This is a genomic window from Paenibacillus pasadenensis DSM 19293, assembly GCF_000422485.1.
GTDB classification, from domain to species: Bacteria; Bacillota; Bacilli; order Paenibacillales; family Paenibacillaceae; genus Paenibacillus_O; species Paenibacillus_O pasadenensis.
The window spans coordinates 27471-54213 of record NZ_KE383851.1 but is presented as its reverse complement, the minus strand read 5'-3'; the positions used below and the strand labels follow the sequence as shown (position 1 = coordinate 54213).

Sequence of the window (26743 nt, the reverse complement as noted above, 5' to 3'; positions counted from 1 at the left end):
TACTAAAGGGTATTCTTGTTCCCGATGGAGGCCTGCCGAATGAAATGGTTGCCCGTGCTGCTGTCGCTGACCCTGCTGGGCGGAGCTCCGCCGCGCATCGCCGCCGGCGCGCCGCCCGCCGCCGCGCCCGCCCATCCCGCTTCCGGGAGCGCGGACGCGGCTCCACTACCGAACCTTCCAAGGAGGGCTATCATGAGCCAAGTACCGAAACGTTCCGAAACCGCACCGGAGTACCGTTGGAAGCTGGAAGACATCTTTGCCGACCAGGCCGCCTGGGACAAGGAATACGGCAAGGCGAAGGAGCTCATCCGCTCCGCCGCCGCGTTCCAGGGCACGCTCTCCGAAGCGTCCCGCCTCAAGGCTTGCTTCGAGCTTGAGGACGACATCGGCTACCATGTGGAGCGCCTGTACGTATTCGCCAACATGAAGCATCACGAGGATACGGCGGAGCCGCAATACCAGGCGCTGTCCGAGAAGTCCCAAAAGCTCAGCGTCGAGGCCGGCGAGGCGCTCAGCTTCCTGACGCCCGAGGTGCTCGCGCTGCCGGAAGAAAAGCTCGAGGCGTTCATCGCCGACCCGCAGCTCGCTCCGTACAAGCATACGCTCGAGGAGATGAAGCGGCAGAAAGCCCATGTGCTCTCCAAAAACGAGGAGTCGCTGCTCGCCCAGGTCGGCAACATCAGCAGCGCGCCGAACACGATCTTCAGCATGCTCAACAACGCCGACCTCAAGTTCCCGAAGGTCCGCAACGAGCAAGGCGAGGAGGTCGAGCTGTCGCACGGCCGCTATATCGAGTTCCTGGAGAGCCGGGACCAGAACGTTCGCCGCGAGGCGTTCAAGGCGATGTACGATACATACGGCAAGCTCAAAAATACGCTCGCCTCGACGCTGAGCGCGAACGTCACCAAAAACGTCTTTTACGCCAAAGCCCGCAAATATCCGTCCGTGCTGGAGATGTCGCTCTACGGCGACAACATTCCGAAGACCGTGTACACGAATCTGATCGACACGGTGCACGGCTCGCTGCCGCTCATGTACCGCTACATGGAGCTGCGCAAAAAGCTGCTCGGCGTCGACGAGCTGCATATGTACGACCTGTTCGCGCCGCTCGTGGACGAATTCGACATGAAGATCACGTTCGACGAAGCGAAGAAAATTACGGCCGAAAGCTTGAAGCCGCTCGGCGAGGACTACGGCAAGGCGCTGCAGCAAGGCTACTCGGACAGCTGGATCGACGTCTACGAGAACGAAGGCAAGCGCAGCGGCGCCTATAGCTGGGGAGCCTACGGCACGCATCCGTACGTGCTGCTCAACCATAAGGACAACCTCAACAGCATGTTCACGCTGACGCATGAGATGGGGCACGCGCTGCACTCGTTCTATTCCGACGGCAACCAGAAGTACCGCGACGCGCAGTACACGATCTTCCTCGCGGAGGTGGCCAGCACGCTCAACGAGGCGCTGCTCATGGACCATCTGCTCAAGAAGTCGACCGACCGCAAGGAAAAGATGTACCTGCTCACCTACTATGCCGATCAGTTCCGCACGACCGTGTTCCGCCAGACGATGTTCGCGGAGTTCGAGAAGATCATCCACGAGAAGGCGGAGGCGGGCGAGTCGCTGACGCCGCAGGAGCTGTCCAAGATCTACTACGGCCTCAACGAGCTGTACTACGGCAAGGGCATGACGGTCGACAAGGACATCGAGATGGAATGGGCGCGCATTCCGCATTTCTACAACAGCTTCTATGTGTACAAATACGCGACCGGCTTCTCGGCGGCGACGAGCTTCGCCAAGCAGATCCTCGACGAGGGCCAGCCTGCGGTCGACCGCTACCTCGGCTTCCTGAAGAGCGGCGGCAGCGACTTCTCGATCAACATCCTGCGCAAGGCCGGCGTCGACATGAGCTCGCCGGAGCCGATCGAGCAGGCGATGAGCGTGTTCGAGGACGTCATCCGCCAGCTCGAGGAGCTGGTCGATTCTCCGTCCGAATAGTCCGCATCGCATCGCCAAAGCCAGAAAAAGCCTTTCCCGGGCAGCTGCTGCCGGGAAAGGCTTTTTGGCATGGCATGGAGGCGGTGCGTGAGGCGGCGGGCGCGAGCGTCCGGAACGCTCCGCCGGAAAGCGCGGGAGCGTCGATCCCCGCCCTCTCCGGCGGTTATCCCAGCAGCGCCATCGCCGCGGCGAGCGCGCCGGCGAGCAGCGACGAGACGAGGTTGACCGCGTCGTTGGTCATCCAGGCGAAGCCGCGCACTCGCTCGGCGGGACGCCCGCAATGCTCGGCGCGCTCCGTCTCGCTGCCGCAGGCGGAGCAGCGGTACATGACCTGGAACGTCGCGCCGAGCCACGAGTCGGCGAGCGCGCCGGCCAGTCCGGCGAGCGCGCCGGCAGCCAGCAGCGCGCCAAGCGGCGGCGCGGGGACGGCCGCGGCGGCGCCCCAGGCGAGCGGCGCGGCCGCAGCCAGCAGCGCGGCGGCGGCCCCGATGAAGGCGCCGCCGAGCAGCGCCGCACCGGTGCCGAGCGGCGTGACGCCGCCGCTCGTGCCGGCCGGCACGCGGCGGAGCGTGCGCACCGACCGCGGCAGGCGGCGGCTCAGGGCGCCGATCTCCGTCGCCCAGGTGTCGGCGTTGACGCTCGCCATGACGCCGACAAAAGCGAGCGCCAGCCAAGGCTGCGGCCAGATGGCGTAGGCGGCGCAAAGGAGCAGCCCCGCCCCGCCGTTGGCCAGCACCTGTCCGGCGTCGCGGCGGCTGCCCTTGGCATAGCCGCGCTCCGCGCCGGCCTTGGCGCGGTGATGCTTTTTCCACTTCGACCAGAGCGTCGAGCTGACGAAAAACGCCAGCAGCAGGCCGAACCAGAACGGTCCGCCCAGCGCGACATAACCGGTGCCGACCATTGCGGCCGCAAGCGCTCCCGAGCCGGACAGCGCGCGCAAGCGCCAAGCCGCGCCCGCGATCGCGGCCGCTCCGGCGGCCGCGGCGGCCAGCCTCAGCAGCGGCTGGCCGTCGAGCAAGCCCCACGCGTCCATCGTCTTCCCCCTTTCGACGCCAACGCGCCTCGCTGTTGTCAGTCCCAGGTCCGGTGCGGCTGCGGCAGGCTGCGCATCGCCTCGCGCCAGCACGCCGGATCGTTCGTGCAAATCATCAGCCGGTCATCCATCAGAGCATGCTGACGGATGAGCCGGTAATCGTCGATCGTCCACGCCATGACGCGCAGGCCCGCCTCGCGAAGCCGCCGCAGCCGCTCCCGGTTCAAAGCGCGGTAGTCGATCGACAGCAGGCCGCAGCCCAGCTCCCGCAGCTCCTCCGGCAGGCGGCCGTTCCAGCTGTCGGCGATCAGGCCGGTCGGCACGGCGCCTCCGAGCTCGCGCAGCCGAAGCAGCGAACCGCGGCTGAACGAGGTCAGCACGCAGCGCTGCTCCATGCCGGCGTCGCGCACCGCTGCGAGCACCCGCTCCTCCAGGCCGTCCGCCCCGCCGTGGCGCTTGAGCTCGATGTTGAAGCGCAGCCGCCCGCCGAATTCGCGCAGCGCCTCGGCCAGCGTCGGCACCGGCTCGCCCCGATAGGCGGCCGAGAACCAGCTGCCCGCGTCGAGCCGGCCCAGCTGCTCGGCCGTCAGATCGGCCGCTTCGCGGCGCCCTCCGGTCGTCGTCCGCCTGAGCGTGCGGTCATGGAGCAGCACAGGCGTCCCGTCGCCCGCCAGCTGCACGTCGATCTCCGCCCAGCCGATGTCGGGCGCCTCCGCGGCCAGCCGGAGCGCCGAGAGCGTGTTCTCCGGAGCGAGGCTCGACCAGCCGCGATGCGCGACGCACGGATTCCTCAACGCGGCTCACCTCCCCGCGGACTTCTCAACGCGGCCTCGCCGTCTCGCGGACTTCTCAACGCGGCTTCACCGTCCCGTCCGCTCCGATGGTGGCGGCCTTGCTGATGCCGTTCAGCCGCTTCAGCTGAGCCGCAAGCTGCTCGCCCGAGACGGGCGCAGGGCGCGACTGAGCGATCTTCATCGGGTGGAACTGGAGGCCGCAGCGGCCGTCCTTGGCGCAGACGGCGTCGAGCACGCCGGTCTCGCTCGTGTTCGAGTTCGCATTGGAGGTGAAAATGAAGTTGCCGAGGCTGTACGCGATCCATTTGCCCTTGTACAGCTCGAAGCCCTGCAGCACATGCGGATGCGCGCCGATGATGAGATCGGCTCCGGCGTCGATGAACGCCCGCGCGAGCGAGCGCTGGTGGTCGACCGGCTGATCGGCGCGCTCGCGGCCCCAATGGACCATGACGACGACGAGATCCGCCTGCTTGCGAGCGGCGCGGATCGCCTCCTCCGCGCGCGCCGGATCATAGGCTTCGGCGACGCCGGCACGGGTCGGGCCGGCTTTCCACTCGACAACCGGCAGCACGCGGCTGACGCCGAGATAGGCGACCTTGACGCCGCCGCTCTCCAGCACGACCGGCGCGTACGCTTCCTTGTCGGTGCGGCCGCCGCCGACATGCGGCAGTCCGGCGTCGTCCAGATGGCCGATCGTATCGAGCAGCCCCTCGACGCCCTGGTCGAGCGTATGGTTGTTGGCGAGCGTGACGACGTCGAAGCCGGCGTCCTTGAGCGGCTTCACGTATGCCGGCTTGCCCTTGAAGACGAACTGCTTGCCCGTGGCAGGATTGCCGCGTGACGTGATCGGCGTCTCCAGATTGCCGGCGGTCAGATCGGGCTTGGACAGCCGCTCGGCCGCGCCGGTGAACGGGTAGTCCAGCCCCTCGCTCTCCATCAGGCCGGCTACCTTGGCGGCCAGCAGGATGTCGCCGGTAAAGGCGAGGCGGATCGTCGGCGCGTCCTTGGGCACGAGGCCCGACCAGCCGGACGGCGAAGCCGTCGGCCGCGCCCCTGCTCCCGAGCCGCTCGGCGGCGTGGAAGGCTCGGACGGCGAAGCGCTCGGCGCAGCAGATGGAGCTGCCGACGGAGAAGCCGACGGCTCGGGCGACGGAGTCGCGGAGGGCGTCGGCGATGCGGACGGCGACGCCGTCGGCGATGCGGAAGGCGGCGCCGTCGCCGGGGCAGGCTCGGACGGCGCGGCCGTCGCCTCGGCCAGCGGAGCTCCGCCGGAATCCGGCCGATTGTCGCGGCTCAGGCCGAAGACCAGCACGGCGCCGGCTCCGAGCAGCAGGGCGAGCAGAATGACATTCAAGACGAGCAGGCGGCGGACCGCGCGCTTGCGGCGCTGGCGCTGCTGCTGTCTGGCTTGGCTGCGGTTGCGGTACAAAAAGACAGCTCCTCTCGCGAAGGCAGGAATGAATGGATGAGGCGAACCGGATTCCGCCAGATGGACGGACCTTACGCCATTATACCATTCTATCCCCGCTCGGAAAGGAGCCGGTTCTTCTTAGCTTAAAGACGCCCAGATTTGCCGCGCCGCCTCGCGGCCTTGGCGGATGCAGTCCGGCAGCCCGACGCCGTCGAACGCGGCGCCGGTCGCATAGACGCCCGGGCAGTCGCGGCGCATCGCGGCGCGCAGCCCCGCGATCGCCTCGACGTGGCCGACCGGATACTGCGGCATCGAGCGGTGCAGGCGCGTGATCTCCGTGAACAGCGGCTCCGCCTCGATGCCCATCGTGTCGCGCACGTCGCGGCGCACGGCGGCGATCAGCTCGCCGTCCGGCAGCAGCGCGCCCTCCTCCGCTCCCGCGCGGCCGACGTAGCAGCGCAGCAGCACGCGGCCGTCCGGGCTGCTGTGCAGCCATTTGGACGACGTCCATGTGCAGGCGGTGATCGTACGCCCTTCGGAGCGCGGCACGAGGAAGCCGGAGCCGTCGAACGCCATGTCGGCGATATCCTCCTCGCGGAACGCCATGACGACGTTGGCGACGGAGACATACTCGACGGCGCGCAGCGCGGCCGTGTCCGTCAGCGGCTCCAGCAGCGCGGCGGCCGCCTGGCTCGGCACGGTCACGACGACCGCGTCCGCGGCCAGCGTCTCCCCGCCCGCCAGCTCCAGCTCATACGCCGGAGCCGCCTCGCCGGAGGAGCGGCGGATCGCCTCGATGCGCGTCTCCATCCGCCGCTCGATGCCGCCCAGCGCCTCGTCCAGCCCGTCGACGAGCGTGCGCAGCCCGCGCCGGTACGTCATGAACACGCCGCCGCGAGCCGCCGCCGGCACATAGTCGGGCGCGGCCGGAGCGCCGCCGGCCTTGGGCGCTCGCATGCCGCGGATGAGGCTGCCATGCTCAAGCTCGGCCTGGCGGAACTGCGGAAACGTCGCCGCGAGGCTGAGCTTGTACAGATCGCCGGCGTAGATGCCCGCGAGCAGCGGCTCGCTGATGCGCTCCACCATCGCCCGCCCGAAGCGCCGCTCCAGCAGGCTGCCGACCGACTCGTCGCGTCCGTCGTCCGGGCGCGGAGCCGTCAGGAAGTCCTGCGAGGCGCGGAACTTCTCCTGCGGGTCCATCAGCTCCGTCTTGAGGAAGCTGGCCATGTCCGCCGGCACGCCGAGCGCGAGCCGCGCCGGCATCGGATGCAGGCGGCCTCCTTGGTAGATGTACGTCTTGGCCGCCTTCGGATTGGTCGTGACGAGCTCGTCCAGCAGGCCGAGCTCCTGCGTCAGCTCCAGGATCGCCGTCTTGCGGCCGAGGAACGAATCCGGGCCTTTTTCGATCGTGAAGCCGTCCTTGCGCAGCGTCTCGATGCGGCCGCCGAGGCGGCCGCTCGCCTCCGCCAGCACGATCCGCGCCTCCCGCCCCTCCTGCCGCGCCTGCAGCTGCAGGTAGAACGCCGCGCTGAGGCCGGTCAGTCCGGCTCCGGCGACGACGATGACCGGCGTCCGTCCGGACGTCATGACGGCAGCTTCGCCGCCGCTTCGCGGATGCTGTCGGCGAGCGTCTCCATGTACAGCGGATCGGAATTCAGCATGCGGATGCGGCCGAACGCCACGCCGAGCTTGTCCGCATGGGCCATCGCCTCGATGTCGAGGTCGTAGAGCACCTCCAGATGGTCGGAGACGAAGCCGACCGGCGCGGCGAGCAGCGCCCGCTCCCCTTCTCCCGCCAGCTTGTCCATCGTCTCGAGGATGTCCGGACCGAGCCAAGGCTCCGCCGTGCGTCCCGCGCTCTGCCAGGTGAACTGCCAGCGCGGCGCTCCGGCCGCCTCGGCGACCGCGCGCGACGTCTCCAGCAGCTGCTCCTCGTACGGATCGCCCGCCTCGCGGATGCGCTCCGGCAGGCTGTGCGCGCTGAACAGCACCTTGACGTCCGCTCCGCCGGCTTTGGCCGACACGGCCTCGACGCCTTCGCGCACGCGCTCCGCGAGCGCCTCGATCAGGCTCGGATGCAGATGGTAGGATTCCACGCAGGCCAGCTCGATGCCGTGCTTCTGCGCCTCGGCGAGCGCCCGCTTGTTGTAGCTGGCGATGCTCATCGTCGAGTAATGCGGCGCCAGCACGATGCCGACCGCGCGCTTCACGCCGTCCGCGGCCATCGCCGCGACGCCGTCCTCGATGTAGGGACGGGCATGCTTGAGGCCCTGGTAGCAGCGGAAGCGGCCCGGCTCGGCCGTATCCAGCTTGTCCTGCAGGCTGGATACTTGGCGGTCCGTGTTCTCGCGCAGCGGAAAGACGCCGCCCGCGATCGCCTCGTAGCGGTCGGTCAGCTCCTTGAGCTGCTCGGCCGACGGCGCATGGCCGCGGCGGATGTGGGTGTAGTACTCCTCGACGGAGTCGAGGCTTTCCGGCGTCCCGTACGACATCACGAGCACGCCGATCGCAGCGTTAGACATGAGGCAGCTCCTCTCCCGTATGGACGGCTGCCGGCTGCGCGCCGGACAGCGCCTTGGACGAATAGTCATGCACGAAGGCCGTCAGCTCGCGCAGCTTGTCGAGCGAGGCTTCGGGGAACAGGCCGTGGCCGAGGTTGAACACATAGCCCGGCTCCTGGATGCCCTGGTCGATGATCGCGGCGGCGTGGCGCTCGATGACGTCCATCGGCGCGGTGAGCACGACCGGATCGAGGTTGCCCTGGATCGCATAGCCGCCGCCGAGGCGCCGGCGCGCCTCGGGAATGCTGACGCGCCAGTCGATGCCGATGCCGCTCGCCTGCAGGTCCCGCAGCTCCGGCAGCAGCTCGCCCGAGCTGACGCCCGGGAAGTAGATGCCCGGCTGCTCCAGATCGGACAGCTCCGCGAAGATGCGGCGGATCGTCGGCAGCACGTACCGGCGGAAATCGGCCGGAGCCAGCGAGCCGACCCAGCTGTCGAACAGCTGGTACGCCTTGCCTCCGCTGGCCGCGTGGGCCCGCAGGTAGGCGATGACCATATCGCCGAGCTTGTCCATGAGCAGGAACCAGGTGTCGGGATCGCCGTACATCATCGCCTTGGTCTTGAGGTAGCTGCGCGACGGCTTGCCCTCGATCAGATAGCTGGCGATCGTGAACGGCGCGCCGGCGAACGTGATCAGCGGCACCGTCAGCTCGCGGTCGAGAATGCGGATTGTCTCCAGCACATGGCCGAGGTCGCCCTCGACGTCGATCGGCTTCAGCCGCCGGACGTCCTCCGCGCTGCGGATCGGATTGTGGATGACCGGTCCCGTGCCGGCCACGATATCGAAATCGATCCCGATCGAGGCGACCGGGTTCATGATGTCGGAATAAAGGATGGCTGCGTCCACGCCGAGCTTGCGCACCGGCATGAGCGTCACTTCCGCGGCCAGCTCGGGCCGGCGGCAGATCTCGAGCAGGCTGTACGATTCCTTGATCTTGCGGTAATCCGGATCGTAGCGCCCCGCCTGCCTCATGTACCAGACCGGAACATGGCCGGTCGTTTCCCTCCGGAGAGCCCGGAGGAAGGAGTCGTTGTTGATCATGTGCGCGCCCCTTCGCTCTCTATGAATTTCCCATCGTTTCCATTATGCCCGTTTTCAAAAACGCTAACAACCTTCGCCCCGCGGAGGCTATGACAATCCTATGACAAACGAGTTTCAACCCCCGATCAAAAAGATTATACTAGGGTAATGAGCAAAAGGCGCCTTACGGCCTGGGCAAATGCTCCGTCAGGGCGGGTTTGCAGCTGCGCCCTAGGCCGTCAATACGCGAAGGAGACCGCTGAACTATGACTCTATATCCCGTTCGCCACGATCTGGCCGCCTCGGCGCTGGAGCAGTCGCCGTTTGCCGTCGCTCTGCTCGATCCGCATGCGATGGAATGGGCCGGCATGAATGCCGCATTCCTTCGGCTGGCCGGATACGGACAAGAGCCGAACCGCCCGGCTCCGCCCGGCCCCGAGCAGCTGCTGAAGCTGGAGACCGGCACGCTCCGAGACGTCGCCGAGGGCGTCCTTGGCGGGGCGTCCGGCGAGCGCCGCGCGATGCTGCTGACGGCGCGCTCCGGCTCCCTTCCGGTCCGGGCCGCCTTCGCGGACGCTTCCGCAGGGGGAAGTCCCTGCATCGGCGTCTATATCCTGGAATCAAGCCCGGCCGCGGACGAGCCGCTCGTCGAGGACAACATCGCCGAGCTGATCGCCGACCATACGCTCGATCTCATCACCTGCAGCACGCCCGAGGGGACGATCCTTTATTGCGCGCCCTCCATCAAGGAGATTCTCGGCTACGACGTGAGCGAGATGATCGGGCGCAACCGGCGAGAGTTCTACCATGAGCAGGAGGCGCGCGAGATGACTCCGGAGCGGATGTACGACACCGGCCGGAACTTCGTGCGCCGCGTCCGCCACAAGGACGGACGCTTCATCTGGATGGAGACCTATTCCCGAGAGATCCGGCTCCAGAACGGCCGCAAGCGGGTGCTTACGTTCGGACGCGACGTCACCGGCATGAAAAAATACGAGGACATGCTCGCCGCCGTCCATCGCATCGCCAAGATCGGCGCCTGGGAGTGGGACATCGAGCGCGGCCTCATCACCTTCTCCGAGGATGCCCGGCGCATGTTCGCCTATCTGCTGCCTGCAGAAGCGGCGCCCGTGGACGCCCTCGTCGACTCGCTGAACCTCGACGACGGGCCGGTCGACCGCAGCATGAAGGAGTTCCTCCGCCTCGGCAAGGACAACCCTCCCGGCGAAAAGGTGTGGGAGTACGCGCTCGACCTTCCCGACGGCTCGTCCAAGACGATCCAGGTCCGCTGCGAGCCGCGGCTGAACGAGCAGGGCAAGCCCTACCGGTTCACCGGCATCGTGCGCGACGTCACCGAGCAGCGCCAGCTGCAGCGCCAGCTGCTCGAGAGCGAGCGCAACTACCGCCTGATTACGGAAACCTCGCCCGATCTGATCACGCGCCACAAAGGCGATCGGCAGGTCGAGTTCACCTTTCTCTCCCCTTCGGTCGAGAAGCTGCTCGGCTACAAGGCCGAGGAGCTGCTCGGGCGGACCGTCCTTCCGTACGTGCATCCGGACGACCTGCAGCGGGTGCAGGGCTATATCGAGCAGCAGCTGCAGGCCGACAGCTCGCAGACGGTCGAATACCGCTTTCTCCGCAAGGACGGCTCCTACGTCTGGCTCGAGGTCACCTGCAGCTGCATCCGCGACGGCAAAGGCCGGCCGCTCGAGATCGTCGCCGTCTCGCGGGACATCTCCGAGCGCATCCTCGCCAGCCACAAGCTGCAGGAGAGCGAGCAGCGCTACAAGTCGCTGTTCGAGCATAGCCCGCAGGCGGTCTACTCGATGAACCTGCAGGGCGACTATTTGACGGCCAACGAGCATCTCGAGCGGCTGACGGGATACAAGCTCGACGAGCTGATCGGCATGTACTGGGGACCGATCGTGACCGAGGAATATACCGAGAAGACGCTTCATCATTTCCAGCTCGCCTGCCAGGGCCATCCGCAGTCGTACGATCTCAAGATCCGCCACAAGCAAGGCCACGAGCTGCTGATCAATACGATCAACATCCCGATCATCGTGGACGACGAGGTCGTCGGCGTATACGGCATCTCCAGCGACATCTCGGAGCGGGCGCGCTACGTCGAGCAGATCGAAAAGCTCGGCTATCAGTACACCCTCATCCTCAACGCCGTGTCCGAGGGCATCCTCGGGCTGGACAACGAAGGGCGGGCGATGTTCGTCAACCCGGCGGCGATGGCGATGCTCGGCCTGACGGCCGCCGAGTCGAGCGGCGGCTCCTATCTGGACATGATCGAGCAGACGCGGGCCGACGGAACGCCCTACAAGCGCCACGAGTCGCCGATCCATCAGGCGCTGCGCGAGGGCCGCTCCTACCATAGCCCGGAGGCGGTGCTCTGGCGCAAGGACGGCTCCAGCTTCCTCGCGGAGTTCCGCGTCACGCCGATCTTCGACCGGGGCGAGCATCGCGGCGCCGTGCTCGTCTTCCAGGACATGACCAACGAGAAGGAGATCATCCGCGCCAAGGAATCCGCCGAAGAGGCGGACCGCGCCAAGTCGGAGTTCCTCGCCATCATGAGCCATGAGCTGCGCACGCCGATGAACGGCATCCTCGGCATGGCCGACCTGCTCGCGGGGACGGAGCTCGACGAGGAGCAGCAGAGCTACGCCGACATGATCATCCAGAGCGGCGAGTCGCTGCTGCGCCTGCTCAACGAGATTCTCGACTTCAGCAAGATCGAGGCCGGCAAGATGGTGCTCGAAAAGGAGCGCTTCTCCATGCCGAAGCTGGCCGCAGAGGTGGCGGATCTGTTCCGCGCCGTCGCCTCGGAAAAGCAGCTCCGGCTGGAGCTGCGGCTGGACGATTCGATCCCGGCCGCGCTGCTTGGCGATGCGGGGCGCATCCGGCAGGTGCTGGTCAACCTTGTCGGCAATGCCGTCAAGTTCACCGAAGAGGGGCGGGTGTGCCTGTCCGCGCGGCTGCTCGGCCGCGACCGCAGCGCCGCCCTGCTGGAGCTGGCGGTGCAGGATACCGGCATCGGCATCCCGCTGGACAAGCAGAACCTGCTGTTCCAATCGTTCTCGCAGCTGCATCCCGGCCTCAACCGCAAGTATGGAGGCACCGGGCTCGGCCTCGCCATCAGCCGTCGCCTCGTCGAGCTGATGGACGGCTCGATCGCCGTGGAGAGCATGCCGGGCGAAGGCTCGACCTTCCGCGTGCTGATCCGCCTGGAGGTCGAGGAGGACGAGGGGCTCCGGCAGTCCCGGCCTTCCCACGAGGGCCGGCTCGATGCGGTCGAGCCGGCGGCCTCCGCCCGCTTCAGCGGCGTCCGGGCGCTCGTCGTCGACGACAATCAGGTCAACCGCATGCTGCTGAACGCCCTGCTCGGCAAGATGGGCTGCTCGACCGACAGCGCCGAGAGCGGCCAGGAAGCCGTCCACGCGCTGGAGCGGGGGCGCTACGACATCGTCTTCATGGACCTGCAGATGCCGGTCATGGACGGACTGGAGGCGACCCGGGCGATCCATGCCCGCATCCCGGCGGAGCTTCAGCCGGCGATCGTGGCGGTGACGGCGTTCGTCCGCCAGGCCGACCGCGACAAATGCCTTGAGTCCGGCATGAAGGACTTCATCGGCAAGCCGGTGTTCGCTTCGGAGGTCGCCCGCGTGCTCGGCACGCTCGTCTCCGGCGGCTACGGCGCGGAGCGCGCGCGGAGCTGAGCTCGGCTCGCAAGAATGGAACGATAGGTTCAATTGGAATCCCGATCCATGTAAGGCGGCGTTCAACGTTGCTATAGTTTGGATTAGGGTGATCGAAGACATGGCTTATGACTACTCCGTAATCGGCAAGCGGATCCGCAGGGCTCGCGAGGAAAAGGGCTTGACCCAGGAAGCGCTGGCCGAGCAGCTCGACGTGTCCAACGCCTACATCAGCAAGATCGAGCGAGGCCGGACGCCGATCAATCTCGACCGGCTGTCCGAGCTGTGCGTCGTCCTCGAGGAGACGCCGGAATACTTGCTGAGCGGCGCGAACCGCTCCTCCCAGGACTTCTTGCGAGGCGAGATCATGGAGATGCTGGAGGGCTGCTCGCCCGAGAAGATCCGGCTCATCTCCCAGGTGATCCGCCCGATCGTGGATTTCAAGGAAAAAGAGTAATCAAAAGGGGGCAGCCCCGCGGTCCGATTCGGACCGCGGGGCTGCCCCCTTTTTGATGCCGGCTGCGCACGCCGGCGGGCTGCCCCGCCCAACGAACGCCGCCGCTCCCCTAGCCCCTGGCAGAGGCCCTCATCTGCGAGAGACGCCTCAGCCCCGGGAAACCGCGGCGCGCGCCTGCACCTGCACCTCGTCCGGACGGTAGACGCTCACGAGCGAGCCGTCCTTGGCGGCGGCGAACAGCACGGAGCGCTCGGCTTCGAGGGTGAACGCATACGACGTGCCGGTCGCCGGATCGACGACGCGGATGTCCGCGTCCAGCGCGTATTCGGAGACGAAGATGAAGACGGCTCCGTCCTTGAACTGCAGCTTGCGGCCGTAGACGCCGGCCAGCTCGCCGCCCTGCTCCCAGAGCAGCTCCTGCTCCACGCCGGCTGCCTCCAGCGCGATGTCGTATACCGCCTCGAGCGGCATCCAGCTCTCGGCCAGCTCGAGCGGCAGCGGGCACCAGAGCAGGCGGCCCTGGCCAAGCGCGATGTCATGCAGCTTGGCCGCGGCGGCCGGACGGCCGTCCTCGCCGAGCGGCGACTCCTTGCTCAGCCGCGCGATGCCCTCCCCGCCAAAGCCGACCGGCAGCAGCTCGCCGTCCAGCTCGAGCGCCTCCTCGCGGCGGACGTTGCCGACAGCCGTCGCTCCGATCAGTCCGCGCGCGCGGGCCGTCGGGCGCCAGTACGCGTCCAGCGACAGCGGGCCGGTGACGAGCAGCGTGCCGCCGGTCCGCTCCGCCCAGTCCGTCAGCGCCGCGAACGCCTCGTCGCTCAGCGCATGCGCGGACGGCAGCAGGATCAGCTTCGGCGATTCGTACGACGGATGGCTCAAAATGTCGAGCCCGTACTCGCCGAGCGAGCGGAACGGCACGTTCATCCGATGCGCAAGCGAGCGCGCCAGGCGGGACGTGCTTTCCTCGACGCTGGAGCGGTTCGAGAAATCGCTGCTGTACGGATAGACGACGGCGACCTCCTCCAGCTTGCGGTCCTCGAACAGATGCCCGCATTCGCGGATGAAGCGTCCGAAGTCGTACGAGACGTCCGCCTCCGGCTTCTCCGTGCCGTCGGCGCGCAGCGCCCCGATATGGGACTCGTTCACGTTGTGCATATAGAAGTTGATGTTCCAGATCCACTGCACCGCGCCCGCTCCGCCCGTCGAGAACGCGTAGGCGTACTTGCGCTCGAGGATCGCGTGCAGCTCCTCCTCCGTGCGCTTGGCGAAGCCGTCCGGCGTCTCGACGTACATGATGCCCGTCTCCTGGATGACATTCGGCTTGTTCGGCGTCTTGGCGAAGACGCCGTCCAGCACGAGCTGGTCGTTCTTCCACCAGGAGTGGACCGTCGTGTAGTCGACCGCCTGCTCGTAGAACAGCGGGGACGGACGCTGCGCCTGCAGGCCCTCGTCCTGGCCGACCGTCACGAGCTGCTTCGGCTGCACCGCCTGGATCGCCGCCCGCAGCTCCGACGCCCAGCGGTTGTGCATATCCTGCGAGAACAGCAGGTAGTCGAGCCACTGGCCGCTGCGCTTCTCGACCAGCTCCGTCGTGGAGAAGCCGATGTCCTGCGGCAGCGGAGGCAGGATGCTCTCGAACGACGGCAGGTCGAGCGGCGACATGTTCCAGCGCTCCTGCAGCGTCCCGATGTCGCCGTGCCGCTCCTGCAGCCACTGCCGGTACGCGGCGACCTCGAAGCGGTCGCGCAGCGTGCTCGCCGCGTTCCACAGCTTCGCCGGGTTGAACATCGTCGGCTCGTTGATGAGGTCCCAGTGCACATGCGCGCTGTCCTTGTGCCGGGAGACGATCGCCGTCAGGAAGCGCTTCTGCGCCTCGACGCTGCGCGGGTCGAGGTACGGGTTCTCCCCTTCCCACAGCTCCGGCGTGAACGCGAAGAAATTGAACACGAGCTCGAGGCCGTGGCGCTTCGCCGTCAGGATGAGCGCGTCGACCGCGCGCAGCATCTCCTCGCTCACATGGCCGTCGACGAACGCCATCTTGCGCAGCGCCGTCCAGAGGCCGGTGCGGATCAGGTTGATGCCCGCCCGCGCCATCTGCTCCATGTCGCGGTCCCAGACGGCCGCGTTCGGCAGATGCAGGTACTTGCGCGCGACGTCGCTCGTCATGTACGTCATGCCGACGATCGGCAGCGGGCGTCCTTCCTTGACGAAATAATCGCGGCCCGCCTGGAGCATCCCGCCCTCGCGCAGCAGCGTCTCGTCGCGGCCCCAGAAGCCTTGCACGAGGCGGCGCTTCTCGCCGCTGCCCGCCGCCGTCAGCTCGGCGTCGATCCGGTAGTAGCCCGGCTCCGCCGCGATCGGCAGCGCGACGCGCTCATAGTCGGCCAGCGCGCCCGAGGCAAGCTCGAGCTCGCCTCCAGCCACGACCTCGCGCGCGCCGCCGCGCTCGCGGCTCACCTCGTAGCGGACGCGCCACGCGCCGTCGGCGCGCTCGTTCAGGCGCTGGCGCTGGAACGTCAGCACCGGCTTCTCGCCCGGCTCGTAGCAGGCGTAGTTGGGCTTGAGCCACCACTCCGTCACGCCGCGCGCGGCATAGTCGCCCCAGGCGGCAAGCGCCTCGGCGCCCCTTCCCTCCGCCCAGAACCTTGCCCCGGCCTCGCGGCAGGCGAAGATCCAGCGGCCGCCGGCAAAGTCGCCCTTCGTATTTTCCAGCAGCACGACCGGCGCGCAGCGCTCGCGGCCGTCCTTGTCCTCGCCCGTTAGCAGCGGGTAGATGTGGGCGTCCATCGGGCCTCCCGAGCCGTTCTCGCCCGGATGGTCATGCGAGCGCGTCACATGCAGCGCCAGGCCGTAGGTCGGCGCCCCGTCGAACAGCTCCTCCGCGCCGTCCAGCAGCGGAATCGCGGAAGACGCCTTCCAGCGGACGACCTTGGAGACGTCTGCGCGCAGCGCTTCGTGGATGCCGATCGCCTGATGGTAGTTCGTCTGCTCCAGCTCTTCCTTCCAGCCGCTATCCGTCGCCGCGACCGGAACGCGCAGCGGAATGCCGCCGATCGTCACGAGGCCGCCGCCGCGCTGCAGATGGCCCAGAATCGCCGGCCACGCCGCCTTGGGGAAATAAGGCCCGTGCAGCAGCAGCAGCGCCTCCGGGCGCTCCGTCTCGAGCCGCGCCGCCAGCTCCTCCGCCGTCGCGACGGAACCGCTCAGCGCCGCGAGCTGCTCCGGCTCGGGGCGAACCCCGGGGAATGGAAAGCCTCCATCGTAAAATGCCAGCCATGTCGCCATGAACCAACTTCCTCTCTATGCAAAAGTTTGGCTTGCTTGAAATCGTTAGGTTTGTTAGGCTAAAAGCATCCGAATTTCAACCAAACTTTAGAGGGTGCATGATGCGATGTCAAGAGGAGGAAAAGTGACGATGCAGCAGATCGCCGATCGGCTGCATGTATCCAAATATACGGTCTCCCAGGCGCTCGCCGGCAAAGGCGGCGTCAGCGAGGCGACCCGCCAGCGGGTCATGGAGACGGCCCGCGCGATGGGCTACGAGGCGCCTTCGTCCCGCCCCCCGCTCGGGGCCGCCGTCTACGACTCGGCTCTCGCCCGGCCGTCGGCCGCCGGCGATGCCGACGGCCGCTACATCGTCGTCTGGATGTCCCGCATCCATCAGGAGGAGCCGATGTACTGGCAGCGCGTGCTCGGCGGCATCCAGGAGGCATGCCGCCTGCACGGGTGGGGCGCCGTCGTGCTCGCTCCCTTTGACGACGGGCATGTCTCCGACATCCTGCCGCCTTACCTCGACCGGACGCGCTGCGTAGGCGGCCTCGCGGTCGGCTCGTTTCCGCTGAAGCAGCTCGCCGCCATGAAGCGCACGGCCCTCCCGGTCGTGCTCGTCGACCATCAGGAGCCGTTCTCCGGACTCGACAGCGTCGCCAACGACAACATCGCGGCGGCGCGCATGATCAGCGGCCTGCTGCTCGACCGCGGCTGCCGCAGCTTCGTCTTCGTCGGGAGCGACCGGTTTTCCGTCAGCTTCCGCGAGCGCTGGCTCGGGTGCCGTTCGGCGCTGGAGCAGACGTTCGCCCAGCGCAAAGACGGCGAGCTGCGCCGCTGGACGATCCCTTATTCGCGCGAATGGATCGACACGCTGCAGGCGCGGCTCTCGCGGACACGCCCGGACGAGCTGCCCGACGCGTTCGTCTGCGCCAACGACGACATCGCCGCCGAGCTGCTCAAGCTGCTGCTGCAGCGCGGCGTCGACGTCCCCGGCCGCTGCCGCGTCGCCGGCATCGACAACATCGAAGGCTCGGCCTGGACGCGTCCGCCGCTGACGACGATGGACCTCGGCAAGGAGCAGCTCGGCCAGCGCGCCGTCGAGGCGCTCGAGCGCCGCATCGCGCGACCGTCCGCGCCGGTCGAGCGCGTCGGGCTCGTGCCGGAGCTCGTCCTGCGCGCGAGCACCTGACCGTCAGCCTTTCACGCGCATAACGGCCAGCCCGTCATAGGCGGGCAGCAGCGTGCCCGCTAGCCGCGGGTCCTCCGCGAGGCGGCGGTTGAACTCCCGCATTGCGAGCACGGACGGGCCGGTGCGCGCCGGATCGGCGACGCGGCCGCGCAGCAGCGTGTTGTCGGCCACGATGACCGCGCCCGGCTCCGCCAGCTCGATCGCGGCGTCCAGATAGCGCGGGTAGCCGCCTTTGTCCGCATCGATGAAAAAGAAGCCGAAGCGCCGGCCCTCCGCCTTCAGCGCCTCGAGGCTGTCTCCCGCGTCGCCGACCCGGTATTCCGTCCGGCCGCCGAAGCCGGCCGCCTCCAGATGCGCTGCCGCCAGCTCCGCATATTCCGAGAGCAGCTCCAGCGAGGTCAGCCTGCCGTCCGGAGCGAGCCCGCGCGCCAGGCAGATGCCGCTGTAGCCGCCGAGGGCGCCGATCTCCAGCACCTGGCTCGCTCCGCTCATCGCTACGAGCAGCGTCAGCAGCCGGCCATAGCCGGTCGGCACGGAGATCTCCGGCATGCCGCGCTCGCGGATGCCCTCCAGCACCCGGCGCAGATCGGGATCGGGGGGGAACAGCTCCTCGATGTAGCGCTCCATCTCTTCGGGTCCAAGCAAACGTTCTTTCATGGTTCGTTCCTGCCTTCCTCGTTGTGCTGGATCGGTACGATCGCCTATACTTGATTGTATGATGACAGGCCGGGAGACACAAACGCCCCGGCCGGATATGGAGTGAACGCAAACCGATGCAACAGCTTGAACTGATCGCAACCTCTCCCATGGGCCTCGAGGCGGTCGTCGCCCGGGAGCTCAAGGACCTCGGCTACAGCGAGGCGAAGACCGAAAACGGACGCGTCACCTTCAAAGGCGGCCTGGAGGACATCGCGCGCGCGAACCTGTGGCTGCGCACGTCCGACCGCGTCCTCGTCAAGATGGCCGAGTTCCCCGCCCTCACCTTCGAGGAGCTGTTCGAGGGCGTGCGCGCCATCGACTGGCCGGACTGGATTCCGGAGAACGGAGAATTCCCGGTGAACGGCCGCTCCCAAAAATCGCAGCTGTCGAGCGTGCCCGCCTGCCAGTCGATCGTCAAAAAGGCGGTCGTCGAGCGCATGAAGGACAGCTACGGAACCGAGTGGTTCTCCGAGGACGGCGACCGCTACGTCATCGAGGTGAGCCTGCTGAACGACGTCGCGCTCATCACGCTCGACACGACCGGAGCGAGCCTGCACAAGCGCGGCTACCGCAAGCTCGTGACCGAGGCTCCGCTCAAGGAGACGATGGCCGCGGCGATGGTGCTGCTCAGCCGCTGGAATCCGTCGCGGCCGCTGTACGATCCGTTCTGCGGCTCCGGCACGATCCTGATCGAGGCGGCGATGATCGGCTGGAACGTCGCCCCCGGCCTGCGCCGCGAGTTCAACAGCAGCAGCTGGGACATCATGGGCCAGCGCCGCTGGGAGCTCGCCCGCGAGGAGGCGATGGACGCCGTCCGCGACGACGTCCCGCTCGAGATCGCCGGCTCCGACATCGACCCGGAGGCGATCGAGGTCGCCGAGGCGGCCGTGCGCAAGGCCGGCTTCGCCCGCGACATCAAGCTGCAGACGCTGCCGATCGCGCGCGTGCAGCCGGCCGGCAAGTACGGGTGCATCATTACGAACCCGCCTTACGGCGAGCGGCTCGGCACCGAGAAGGAAGCGGACAAGGTCATCCGGCAGCTCGGCTTCATCGACGCCGTCAAGAAGGACTGGTCCGTCTTCGCCCTCAGCCCGTCCAAGACGTTCGAGCAGAGCTACGGCCGCTCGGCGGACAAGAAGCGCAAGCTGTTCAACGGCCGCATCGAATGCCAGCTGTACCAGTACCTCGGCCCGCTGCCTCCGCGCGGCTAGACCCCGATCCCCAAAAAAACCGGCTCCCGCCGGCAGGACCTGAAGCGTCCCGCCGGCGGCGCCGGTTTTATTTTTTGATATGAGGCTTGACCTTCTCCAGCACCTCGTCCTCGGTCGGGGCGGTCACGTAGCGGCCGTTGACAAAGACGAACGCCCGCTTGCCGCAAGGGCCGCAGTACGACTTGCAGCCGACCTTGATGTCCGCCTCCGGGTCCAGCTTCTGCAGCTTGGGCAGCAGCGTCTTGACGCGGGTGAACTTGCATTTGTCGCAGATGCGGATGTCGTTCAGCGAGGTCGGCTCTTCCGTCCCGAGAGGAGCTTCCAGCGTCTCAGTGGTCACCGTGATTGCCCTTGGCAGGGTTCGTCACGACGAAGCCCTCCTCCGGAGAATACAGGTAGTCGACCTTCACGCCGTCGAGCAGGTCGACGCCTTTTTCGAGCAGCACGTCGATCTCCTTGTCGGTGGAGACGAGCTCGTCCTTGTCGCTGCGCTCGTCGATGCCGAGGCCGTAATGCGCGTGGTCGCCGTGCGCATGCGTAATGTAGACGCGCAGGAACTTTCCTTCGTGCTCGGGCTTGTCCAGCTCCGCCTTGAGGATCTTGGCGGCGTTGCGGGTGATCTTGCAGTTCATCGGGATATCCTCCTTGGGTCTATGTCATCCATCCGCCTGCCGGGCGGGGGAATCTCGTCGATTTTCGTCTCTATCATTTTATAGAAAGCCCGTCGAAACTTCAACCCGCCGGATACTTGCCCTCCATCCAGCGGGTGAAGCCCTCGGCGGCCAGCATCGTGACGGCGATGTCGTCGATCGGCATGAACGGCATGACGTCGGGCAGCACCCAGTACAGCGCGACCGGCACCAGGAACAGCAGCTTGTGGACGGGCTTCACGTCCCGCGAGCGCAGGATCCGGAAGATCCGGGCGAATACATGCTTCCAATGGCGAAGCGAGAGCAGCTTGCGCATCGTCATTCCTCCTCGGTTCAGCTTCGCCGGCGCAGCAGGCTTTTAAACCGGCCTTCCCTTATACGAATAGAGATTCCCCGAGGTTGCGAAAGGAAAAAAGAGAGCCCGCAGGCTCTCCCGTTCCGCGGCGGAAGCCGACATCCAGCCGTCCGGCATGCCGCTATCCACCGCCCGGCGATCCTTTCTCCGCTACCGCGCCGGTCCATCCTCCTCGCGGGCCAGCCGCAGCAGCTCCTCCAGCAGAGGACGCAGACGCGCCACAATGTCGTCCTGCTGCTCCAGCGGCAGCGGGTTCGCGCCGCAGCCGAGCTCGATCGTGAAGCCCGGCCGGCGGAAGCGCTGGATGAACCAGTCCTTGTAGCCGGCGTCGCTGCCCTCCAGCTCGACGGCCGCATAGCCCGAAGCGCGGGCGAGCCGCTCGGCCATGCCCCTCGCGCAGGCCGGCTCCAGCCCCCTGTAGTTCCAGTAGATCTCCTCGCCCTGCGTATGCAAGGCGGCGACGACGTCGAACGACTCCCGCTCCGTCAGCGCCGCCGCCGCGCGCGCCTCGGGCTCGCTGAGCGGGCTTTCGCCCGGGTAGTCGCGCGGTCCCGGTCCCTCCATGCCCCGCCGCCTGCGCTCTTCGTCCCAGTGGGCCGGGAACTGGTCGTTCAGGTCGACGCCGCGGATGTTGGCCTTCCAGCCGCTGAAGTCGGCGCTGCCTCTATTCCACTCCAGCAGCTGGCGCCCGTACGGATGCCCTTCCGGCACGCCGCGCAGCGCAAGCTCCACGCCGTCCGGGTTGACCATCGGCAGCAGCCAGAGCGACAGCCCGTCTGCCGGGTCGACGCCGGCGGCGCGCCGCTCGAGCAGCTCCTCGGTCCACCTCATGAGCGCCAGGCTGGTGATCCATTCGTTTGCATGGAACGAAGCGTTCAGATGCACATGCCGGCTCCCGCGGCCGATCCGCAGCAGCTCCAGCCGCTTGCCCATGACGCTCGCGCCCGCCGGCTGGCGCTGCAGCTCCGGATAGCGCAGCTGCAGCGCCGCCAGATCCTCGTCCAGCTCCGCCGGGCCGTACGGCCGCGCCTGCACGATCTTGCCGGTCCTTGCCATGCCGCTCCCCTCCTCCGAATCCGATTAGAGATGTATATGCGGCCGCAAACGCAGCTATCCCCGTCCGCTGCGCGGACGGGGATAGCTCTCAGCCGATCTGCGGGATCTGCCAGACGACCGGCGTCAGCTCGATCTGCTCGCCGAGCCACTGCTGGGCGATGCGCTTGAACAGGCGGGGATCGCCGCTGCAAAAGAACTGATGCACCGGCAGCTCCGGCTGGGAGGCGAGCTTGCCGGTCTCCTGCAGGATCGCGCTCATCTCCCGCGCCGTCTCGCTGTCGGAGCTGATCAGCTTCACGCCCGGCCCCATCACCTCGCCGATCGTGTCGGCGAGGAACGGGTAGTGGGTGCAGCCGAGGATGAGCGTGTCGAGCGGGATCTCCTTGAGCGGCTCCAGCGAGCTGCGGATCGTCTCGAACGTCTGCTCGGAGCGGAAATTGCCCTGCTCCACGAGCGGAACGAACTGCGGGCAGGCGAGGCTGGCCACATGGATGTTCGGGTTGAGGCGCTTGAGCGCTTCCTCGTACGCCTGGCTGCGAACCGTGCCGATCGTGCCGATGATGCCGACGATGCCGGACTTCGTGCTCTTGATCGCGGCCCGCGAGCCGGGATTGATGACGCCGATGACCGGGACGTCGACGCGGCTGCGGATGTGCTCCAGCGCGACGGCCGTCGCCGTGTTGCAGGCGATGATGATCATTTTAGGCTTGAACTGCATCAGATAGGTTACGAGTTCATCCGTGAACCGGACCACTTCCTCCGCTGGCCTCGGTCCGTACGGCGTCCGTGCGGTATCTCCGAAGTAGATGACCTTCTCGCGGGGCAGCTGCCGCATCACCTCGCGCACGACAGTCAGGCCTCCCACTCCGGAATCTAGGATGGCTATCGGTCTTTGCACGTACACACCGCTTTCCTTGAACGAATTGACGTCAGCTATTCGCTAAGACAGCATATGAATCCGGGCTGCCGAACGTACCTTCATCTTAGCGGATTGCTAGAGTCGGTTCAAGCAGGCGGACGCCCATCCGGCGCGGAGGAGCCGTCCCGCGGCGGCAGCCGGACCGGCAGCCGCACGGTCAGCGCCGTGCCGCCCTCCTCGTCGCTGCCGGCCGCGATCGAGCCGCCGTGCAGCTCCACGATCTTGCGGCTGATCGCGAGCCCGAGGCCGCTGCCTCCGCCCTCGCGGGTGCGCGACTTGTCGACCTTGTAGAAGCGCTCGAACAAATGCGGCAGGCTCTCGGGCGGGATCGGCGCGCCCGTGTTGGACACCGTCGCCACCGCTTCGTCGCCTTCGCGGACGAGCGAGATCGAGATGCGCTCCCGCTCCGGCGAGAACTTGACCGCGTTGTGGATGAGATTCGTCCATACCTGGCGCAGCAGGTCCTCGTCCGCCTCGATCTCGAGCGCTCCGGCCTGGACTTCCAGCTCCTGCTCCTTGGCGCTCCAGAGCGGCTCGAGCGACAGCGCGGCCGTGCGCAGCTGGGCGTCGAGGCGAAGCCGCGCCGGGCGGAACGGATGATGCTCGGAGTCGAGCGAGGCCAGGCGCAGCATGTTGTCCGACAGGCGCGAGAGGCGCTCGCTTTCCTCCTCGATGATCGCCAGATAGCGCCGCCGCTGCTCCTGCGGCAGCTGCTCGTCCTGCAGCGCGCGGGCGAAGCCGCGGATCGAGGTGAGCGGCGACTGGATCTCATGCGAGACGTTGGAGATGAAGTCCTGCCGCATCGTCTCCATCCGGCCAAGATCGGCCGCCATGTCGTTGATCCCTTGGACGAGCCGGCTGAACTCGTCGCCGCTGTCATGCGGACGGGGAAGGATGACCTGGACGGTGAAGTCGCCGCGGGCGATGCGGCTCAAGGCGTCGAAGATCGCCTTGAACAGCTCCATGTTGCGCTCGTGCATGAAGCGGCCGACGATCGCCATCGACAATCCGAACAGCAGGAATCCTCCCGCTGTCGCGGACAGATGGGCGATCAGCGGCGGCGGCGTCCAGCCGGAGAGGTCGATGGCATAAAACGAGGCGGTCCAGCAAAGGGCGATCCAGGCCAGCACAGCCGCGACGAGAGCGGCCCGCTTGATCCGCATGCCCCAGCTTGCCGGCTGCCTGGCAGGCGAGCCCCGCCTGGCCATGCCGGATGCAGCGCCTCCGCCGCGCGCCGGGGCGCCGCGCTCCCGTCCGCTCACGGCCGCTCCTCCAGCCGGTAGCCGAGGCCGCGGATCGTGCGGATCTCGACGCCCGAGCCGTCCGCCAGCCGGTCGCGCAGCCGCTTGATATGCGTGTCGAGCGTGCGCTCGTCGCCCTCGTAGTCGTAGCCCCATATCTGCTCGAGCAGCTGCTCGCGAGGCAGCGTGCGTCCCGGATAGCTGGCGAGCCGGAACAGCAGCTCGAACTCCTTGCGCGGCAGCGTGTCCTCGCGGCCGCCGATCCGGCAGGTGTACGTCTCGCGGTCGAGCGTGACGGCTCCCGCCTTGACCTGCCTGGAGGAGGCGATCCGGCTGCGCTTGAGCAGCGCCTTGACGCGGGCGACGAGCTCCGGCGGATCGAACGGCTTGACGACATAGTCGTCGGTGCCGAGCTCGAAGCCTTTGACCTTATGCATCGTCTCGCCCTTGGCGGTCAGCATGAGCAGCGGCAGCTCCCGGCTGTCCTCGCGCAGCCGCCGGCACAGCTCCCAGCCGTCCATGCCCGGCATCATCAGATCGAGGATGACGAGATCGGCCGGACGATCCTCCAGCCGCGCCAGCGCCTCCGACCCGCTGGCCGCCTCCGTCGTGTCGAAGCCTTCCTTAGCCATGAAATGGACGACCAGCTCGCGGATATGGCGGTCGTCGTCGACGATGAGCAGATGGGGCATGCAGCATTCTCCTTTTTATCTCGCTGATGCCCCTAGTCTACCCCGCCAATGTGAACGGAAGTTGGACTCGCGGAATCAGCGGTACTCCGGCAGCCAGTCTCCGTGCGCCTCGATCAGATCATCGCACAGCGAGACGATGTCGTCCATCGACAGCTCCGCCGACGTATGCGGATCGAGCATCGCCGCGTGGTAGATATGCTCGCGCTTGCGCGTGACGGCCGCTTCAAGCGTCAGCAGCTGCGTGTTGATGTTCGTCCGGTTGAGCGCGGCCAGCTGCGGCGGGAGCGCTTCGACCTGCAACGGCTGGATGCCGCCGCGGTCGACGAGGCAAGGCACCTCGACGCACGCTTCCCGCGGCAGGTTCGGGATGAGTCCGTGCGTATTCATGACGTTGCCGCCGATCTTGAACGTCACGTCCGTCTCGATCGCTTCCATGATGTAGGAGGCGTATTCATGCGAGCGCTCATGCTCGAGCCCCGCGCTTCCGAGCAGCTCGTCGCGCTGGCGGTTCCAGTTCGCGATCTGCTCCACGCAGCGGCGCGGGTATTCGTCGAGCGGAATGTTGAATGTTTCGACGAGCTCGGGATAGCGGCTCTTGATGAAGTAAGGATGGTATTCCGCATTGTGCTCCGACGATTCGGTCACGTAGTGCCCGAATTTCAGCATCAGCTCGTAGCGGACCATGTCGTGGTGCTTCTCTTTCTGCTTCTCGGCCGCGCGGCGCTTGATCTCCGGGTACAGATCCTCGCCGTCCCTTGTCGCCTCCAGCAGCCACGCCATATGGTTGATGCCCGCGATCCGCGTCTTGACGCCGGCCGGATCGAGGCCGAGGTCGCGGAACAGATGCGGCACGCACACCTGCACGCTGTGGCAGAGCCCGACCGTCCGCACGTTGCCGTACGTATTCAGGTAGTTCGTCAGGACGGCCATCGGGTTCGTATAGTTGAGGAAGAGCGCGTCCGGACACACCTCGCGGATGTCGGCCGCGAAGCCCTCCAGCACCGGAATCGTGCGCAGGCTGCGGAAAATGCCGCCGATGCCGATCGTATCGGCGATCGTCTGGCGCAGGCCGTACTTTTTCGGAATCTCGAAGTCGGTCACCGTGCAAGGCTCGTATCCGCCCACCTGGATCGCGTTGATAACGTACTTCGCGCCGCGCAGCGCTTCCTTGCGGTCCGCGTACACCTTGATCTCGCAGGTGCTGCCGCTCGACCGCTTGATCGCGCCGAGCAGCTGCTCCGACTCCTTCACCCGCTGCGCGTCGATGTCGAACAGCGCCAGCTCGAACTCCTGCAGCGCCGGCGTCAGCATCGCATCGCCCAGCACGTTGCGGACGAATACCGTGCTGCCCGCTCCTAGAAACGTGATTTTCCCTTTCATGATCCAGCCTCCCTGACCTTCATGATTGTCTTGCTGCGGCTTCGCGGCCGGCGCCTGCGGGCACCGCGATGCCCGCTTCGGGCCGAGCCCGGATTTGCGCTTCGTGAAAGCGCGTTCCAGGGCAAGCGCATCCGCTTTGCCGCTCCACTCGATCTTACGGAATCGCCGGGGCGGAGCATAGGGCCGGATGAAGGGAAGCCATGGACAGATGTCTTCTTTTCGGCTACGGTAGAGGAAACTAGGCTCGGCCGGGAGGCCGGATTCGGAGGGACAAAGATGGAGACGCCGGCACAGCCCGACCATTACTCGTTCCAAGTGTGGGACAATCCAAGCGAGGCCTCGGCTGGGGAGCTCTACGTGCTGTTCAGCGGCCAGGGCAGTCCGCTGCCAGGCCACCGGAACGGTCCCGGCATCCACGATTACGCGCTTGTCCATACGGTCGCCAGCGGGCGCGGACTGTTCCGCTGGCGGGATGCGGAGCATCGGCTGGAAGCGGGCGATACGTTCGTCATCTTTCCGGGCGAGCTGTTCTTTTACGAAGCGGACGGGCAGGAGCCGTGGACGTACGAGTGGGTCGCTTTCCGCGGCTATGCGGTCTTGCCGATGCTGGCGGCGGCGGGATTGGATCCGTCGAGCCCGGTGCTGGCCGGGCGCGGCTGCGGCGACGCCTCCCGGCTGTACGGGCGGCTGCGCGAGGCGCTCGCCGGCGGCAGCAGCGCCGCCTTGTCCGATCTGGAGGCAGGCGGCTGGCTGCGGCTGCTGCTCTGCGAGCTGGCTCGGCTCCAGCCGGAGCGCGCGCGGCCTCAGGCACGCTCCTCCGACGCGGCGCGCCGCCAAGTCGACCAGGCGGTGCGCTGGCTGCAGACGCATTATGCGGAGCCCGTCTCGATCCAGGATCTGGCGCGCCGCCTCGGCTACCACCGCACCCATCTGTCCAAGCTGTTCCGCGCGTTCACCGGCCTGTCGCCGATGCAGTATCTGGGCCAGCTGCGGATGAGCCGGGCCAAGGACCTGCTCGCCACCGACTTGTCGGTCGAGCAGATCGCTTCTTCGTGCGGCTATGCGGACCCGCTCTATTTTTCCCGCCATTTCCGCCGCAGCTTCGGCT

The 26743-nt window shown here is 67.1% G+C and carries 22 protein-coding genes; 6 read left to right on the top strand and 16 right to left on the bottom strand.

All coding sequences use genetic code 11. The features are described from left to right. Positions 1–192 precede the first annotated feature (192 nt). Positions 193–1995, top strand: a complete 1803-nt coding sequence (pepF, locus tag H582_RS0117150) for an oligoendopeptidase F (protein WP_028599496.1) — start codon at positions 193–195, stop codon at positions 1993–1995. A gap of 163 nt (positions 1996–2158) precedes the next feature. Here the strand turns inward: pepF and H582_RS0117145 are convergent, their stop codons facing one another. The 6 genes from H582_RS0117145 to hemE form a co-directional block, all read right to left on the bottom strand. Further along, positions 2159–3028: a DUF92 domain-containing protein gene (locus tag H582_RS0117145; RefSeq protein WP_052333381.1), complete on the bottom strand. Its 870-nt coding sequence runs from the start codon at positions 3026–3028 to the stop codon at positions 2159–2161. Between the two features lie 38 nt (positions 3029–3066). Then, positions 3067–3822 carry a glycerophosphodiester phosphodiesterase gene (locus H582_RS0117140; protein WP_028599494.1) on the bottom strand — a complete coding sequence of 252 codons (756 nt, stop codon included), beginning with the start codon at positions 3820–3822 and terminating at the stop codon, positions 3067–3069. 55 nt (positions 3823–3877) lie between these two features. Then, positions 3878–5251 (bottom strand): CapA family protein, encoded by a 1374-nt coding sequence (locus H582_RS0117135; RefSeq protein ID WP_028599493.1) that lies wholly within the window; start codon positions 5249–5251, stop codon positions 3878–3880. 120 nt (positions 5252–5371) lie between these two features. Continuing rightward, the gene (gene hemG, locus H582_RS0117130) at positions 5372–6820 is read right to left on the bottom strand and encodes a protoporphyrinogen oxidase (protein WP_028599492.1); all 1449 of its coding nucleotides are present in this window, start codon (positions 6818–6820) and stop codon (positions 5372–5374) included. Further along, on the bottom strand, positions 6817–7755 hold the full coding sequence (gene hemH, locus H582_RS0117125) for a ferrochelatase (protein ID WP_028599491.1): 939 nt from the start codon (positions 7753–7755) through the stop codon (positions 6817–6819). Before hemH ends, hemG begins: the two co-directional genes overlap by 4 nt. After that, entirely contained in the window at positions 7748–8836 is a 1089-nt protein-coding gene (gene hemE / locus H582_RS0117120) for a uroporphyrinogen decarboxylase (RefSeq protein WP_028599490.1), read from the bottom strand. The genes hemH and hemE overlap by 8 nt, the downstream gene beginning before the upstream one ends. 245 nt (positions 8837–9081) lie before the next feature. On the opposite strand from hemE, the gene H582_RS28215 reads away from it, so the two are divergent. Continuing rightward, the gene (locus H582_RS28215) at positions 9082–12540 is read left to right on the top strand and encodes a PAS domain S-box protein (RefSeq protein WP_052333380.1); all 3459 of its coding nucleotides are present in this window, start codon (positions 9082–9084) and stop codon (positions 12538–12540) included. A 100-nt stretch (positions 12541–12640) separates the two neighbouring features. Then, positions 12641–12976 (top strand): helix-turn-helix domain-containing protein, encoded by a 336-nt coding sequence (locus H582_RS0117110; RefSeq protein ID WP_028599489.1) that lies wholly within the window; start codon positions 12641–12643, stop codon positions 12974–12976. A 147-nt stretch (positions 12977–13123) separates the two neighbouring features. Here the strand turns inward: H582_RS0117110 and H582_RS0117105 are convergent, their stop codons facing one another. Then, the gene (locus H582_RS0117105) at positions 13124–16258 is read right to left on the bottom strand and encodes an alpha-amylase family protein (RefSeq protein ID WP_028599488.1); all 3135 of its coding nucleotides are present in this window, start codon (positions 16256–16258) and stop codon (positions 13124–13126) included. Between the two features lie 106 nt (positions 16259–16364). On the opposite strand from H582_RS0117105, the gene H582_RS0117100 reads away from it, so the two are divergent. Beyond that, positions 16365–17432, top strand: coding sequence for a LacI family DNA-binding transcriptional regulator (locus tag H582_RS0117100; RefSeq protein ID WP_028599487.1), 1068 nt, complete (start codon positions 16365–16367; stop codon positions 17430–17432). Positions 17433–17435: 3 nt separating this feature from the next. Here H582_RS0117100 and H582_RS0117095 read toward each other — a convergent pair whose 3' ends face one another. Next, positions 17436–18089, bottom strand: coding sequence for an O-methyltransferase (locus H582_RS0117095; RefSeq protein WP_028599486.1), 654 nt, complete (start codon positions 18087–18089; stop codon positions 17436–17438). Positions 18090–18205: 116 nt separating this feature from the next. On the opposite strand from H582_RS0117095, the gene H582_RS0117090 reads away from it, so the two are divergent. Further along, positions 18206–19342 (top strand): THUMP domain-containing class I SAM-dependent RNA methyltransferase, encoded by a 1137-nt coding sequence (locus tag H582_RS0117090; RefSeq protein WP_028599485.1) that lies wholly within the window; start codon positions 18206–18208, stop codon positions 19340–19342. Positions 19343–19409: 67 nt separating this feature from the next. Here the strand turns inward: H582_RS0117090 and H582_RS0117085 are convergent, their stop codons facing one another. From H582_RS0117085 to melA, 8 genes are all read right to left on the bottom strand, one after another. Next, positions 19410–19682 (bottom strand): YuzB family protein, encoded by a 273-nt coding sequence (locus H582_RS0117085; RefSeq protein ID WP_228551390.1) that lies wholly within the window; start codon positions 19680–19682, stop codon positions 19410–19412. Next, positions 19672–19974 (bottom strand): iron-sulfur cluster assembly accessory protein, encoded by a 303-nt coding sequence (locus tag H582_RS0117080; RefSeq protein WP_028599483.1) that lies wholly within the window; start codon positions 19972–19974, stop codon positions 19672–19674. The genes H582_RS0117085 and H582_RS0117080 overlap by 11 nt, the downstream gene beginning before the upstream one ends. A 100-nt stretch (positions 19975–20074) precedes the next feature. Continuing rightward, positions 20075–20314 (bottom strand): hypothetical protein, encoded by a 240-nt coding sequence (locus H582_RS0117075; RefSeq protein WP_028599482.1) that lies wholly within the window; start codon positions 20312–20314, stop codon positions 20075–20077. A gap of 183 nt (positions 20315–20497) precedes the next feature. Further along, positions 20498–21403 carry a M14 family metallopeptidase gene (locus tag H582_RS28210; protein ID WP_052333377.1) on the bottom strand — a complete coding sequence of 302 codons (906 nt, stop codon included), beginning with the start codon at positions 21401–21403 and terminating at the stop codon, positions 20498–20500. An 88-nt stretch (positions 21404–21491) separates the two neighbouring features. Further along, a complete protein-coding gene (racE, locus tag H582_RS0117065) occupies positions 21492–22301 on the bottom strand; it encodes a glutamate racemase (RefSeq protein ID WP_028599481.1) in 810 nt (269 codons plus the stop codon). 107 nt (positions 22302–22408) lie between these two features. After that, positions 22409–23584 carry a sensor histidine kinase gene (locus H582_RS28205; protein WP_228551387.1) on the bottom strand — a complete coding sequence of 392 codons (1176 nt, stop codon included), beginning with the start codon at positions 23582–23584 and terminating at the stop codon, positions 22409–22411. Beyond that, complete coding sequence (locus H582_RS0117055) at positions 23581–24255, bottom strand: response regulator transcription factor (protein ID WP_028599480.1); 675 nt, start codon at positions 24253–24255, stop codon at positions 23581–23583. The genes H582_RS28205 and H582_RS0117055 overlap by 4 nt, the downstream gene beginning before the upstream one ends. A gap of 75 nt (positions 24256–24330) precedes the next feature. After that, on the bottom strand, positions 24331–25635 hold the full coding sequence (gene melA / locus H582_RS0117050) for an alpha-glucosidase/alpha-galactosidase (protein WP_043111524.1): 1305 nt from the start codon (positions 25633–25635) through the stop codon (positions 24331–24333). Positions 25636–25911: 276 nt separating this feature from the next. On the opposite strand from melA, the gene H582_RS28200 reads away from it, so the two are divergent. Next, a partial coding sequence (locus H582_RS28200) for an AraC family transcriptional regulator (RefSeq protein WP_084137397.1) occupies positions 25912–26743 on the top strand: 832 nt, incomplete at its 3' end.

What these genes read in the sequence shown, in the direction of transcription:
- pepF (WP_028599496.1), top strand. Translation starts at nt 193, where the DNA reads ATGAGCCAAGTACCGAAACGTTCCGAAACCGCACCGGAGTACCGTTGG.
- H582_RS0117145 (WP_052333381.1), bottom strand. Translation starts at nt 3,028, where the DNA reads ATGGACGCGTGGGGCTTGCTCGACGGCCAGCCGCTGCTGAGGCTGGCC.
- hemG (WP_028599492.1), bottom strand. Translation starts at nt 6,820, where the DNA reads ATGACGTCCGGACGGACGCCGGTCATCGTCGTCGCCGGAGCCGGACTG.
- hemH (WP_028599491.1), bottom strand. Translation starts at nt 7,755, where the DNA reads ATGTCTAACGCTGCGATCGGCGTGCTCGTGATGTCGTACGGGACGCCG.
- hemE (WP_028599490.1), bottom strand. Translation starts at nt 8,836, where the DNA reads ATGATCAACAACGACTCCTTCCTCCGGGCTCTCCGGAGGGAAACGACC.
- H582_RS28215 (WP_052333380.1), top strand. Translation starts at nt 9,082, where the DNA reads ATGACTCTATATCCCGTTCGCCACGATCTGGCCGCCTCGGCGCTGGAG.
- H582_RS0117110 (WP_028599489.1), top strand. Translation starts at nt 12,641, where the DNA reads ATGGCTTATGACTACTCCGTAATCGGCAAGCGGATCCGCAGGGCTCGC.
- H582_RS0117105 (WP_028599488.1), bottom strand. Translation starts at nt 16,258, where the DNA reads ATGGCGACATGGCTGGCATTTTACGATGGAGGCTTTCCATTCCCCGGG.
- H582_RS0117100 (WP_028599487.1), top strand. Translation starts at nt 16,365, where the DNA reads ATGTCAAGAGGAGGAAAAGTGACGATGCAGCAGATCGCCGATCGGCTG.
- H582_RS0117095 (WP_028599486.1), bottom strand. Translation starts at nt 18,089, where the DNA reads ATGAAAGAACGTTTGCTTGGACCCGAAGAGATGGAGCGCTACATCGAG.
- H582_RS0117090 (WP_028599485.1), top strand. Translation starts at nt 18,206, where the DNA reads ATGCAACAGCTTGAACTGATCGCAACCTCTCCCATGGGCCTCGAGGCG.
- H582_RS0117080 (WP_028599483.1), bottom strand. Translation starts at nt 19,974, where the DNA reads ATGAACTGCAAGATCACCCGCAACGCCGCCAAGATCCTCAAGGCGGAG.
- H582_RS0117075 (WP_028599482.1), bottom strand. Translation starts at nt 20,314, where the DNA reads ATGACGATGCGCAAGCTGCTCTCGCTTCGCCATTGGAAGCATGTATTC.
- H582_RS28210 (WP_052333377.1), bottom strand. Translation starts at nt 21,403, where the DNA reads ATGGCAAGGACCGGCAAGATCGTGCAGGCGCGGCCGTACGGCCCGGCG.
- H582_RS0117055 (WP_028599480.1), bottom strand. Translation starts at nt 24,255, where the DNA reads ATGCCCCATCTGCTCATCGTCGACGACGACCGCCATATCCGCGAGCTG.
- melA (WP_043111524.1), bottom strand. Translation starts at nt 25,635, where the DNA reads ATGAAAGGGAAAATCACGTTTCTAGGAGCGGGCAGCACGGTATTCGTC.